Source organism: Sneathiella glossodoripedis JCM 23214 (assembly GCF_000616095.1).
Classification (GTDB): Bacteria; Pseudomonadota; Alphaproteobacteria; order Sneathiellales; family Sneathiellaceae; genus Sneathiella; species Sneathiella glossodoripedis.
Map to the genome: position 1 here is coordinate 1 of NZ_BAMS01000012.1, position 1,191 is coordinate 1,191.

General features: G+C 48.5%; 1 pseudogene. It reads right to left on the minus strand.

The features are described from left to right. Positions 1–1,188: pseudogene (gene tuf, locus JCM23214_RS21830) on the minus strand (elongation factor Tu); the annotation flags it as partial. Positions 1,189–1,191: the final 3 nt, after the last annotated feature.

Sequence of the window (1,191 nt, forward strand, 5' to 3'; positions counted from 1 at the left end):
ACTCAGTGATGCTGACGACGACGCCGGCACCTACAGTACGTCCACCTTCACGGATCGCGAAGCGCAGACCTTCGTCCATAGCGATCGGAGCGATAAGCTCAACATCAACTGTGACGTTATCACCAGGCATAACCATTTCTGTTCCTGAAGGAAGTGTCACAACACCTGTCACGTCAGTTGTACGGAAGTAGAACTGTGGACGGTAGTTGGTGAAGAATGGTGTATGACGACCACCTTCTTCTTTCTTCAGAATATAGCTTCTGCCTTGAATTTTGTGTGTGGTGTAATTGTTCCTGGATGCGCCAGAACCTGACCACGCTCAACTTCTTCACGTTTCGTACCACGGAGCAGCACACCAACGTTATCACCAGCTTCACCCTGGTCCAGAAGTTTGCGGAACATTTCAACACCAGTACATGTTGTCTTGGTGGTGTCTTTGATACCGACGATCTCGATCTCTTCACCAACCTTGATAACACCGCTTTCAACACGGCCAGTTACCACTGTACCACGACCGGAAATTGAGAACACATCCTCAATTGGCATCAGGAATGGTTTGTCAACATCACGCTCTGGAAGCGGAATGTAATCATCAACAGCTGCCATCAGTTCAAGAATTGCATTCTTGCCGATTTCATCGTCACGACCTTCAAGCGCTGCAAGAGCAGACCCTTTAACAATCGGAATATCGTCACCTGGGAAGTCATATTCGCTCAGAAGCTCACGAATTTCCATTTCCACAAGCTCAAGAAGCTCTTCGTCGTCAACCTGGTCAACTTTGTTCATGAAAACAACAAGCGCAGGAACACCAACCTGACGAGCAAGCAGAATGTGCTCACGTGTCTGTGGCATTGGTCCATCAGCTGCTGACACAACAAGGATACCACCGTCCATCTGCGCAGCACCTGTGATCATGTTCTTCACATAGTCAGCATGGCCTGGGCAGTCAACATGCGCATAGTGGCGATTTTCTGTTTCATACTCAACGTGAGCTGTAGAAATCGTGATACCACGAGCCTTCTCTTCCGGTGCTTTGTCAATTTCATCAAATGCAAATGCTGCACCACCGCTCGCCTCAGCCAGTACTTTCGTAATCGCTGCTGTCAGTGTTGTCTTTCCGTGGTCAACGTGACCAACCGTTCCGATATTCGCGTGCGGTTTATTACGCTCAAATTTTTCCTTGGCCATTTT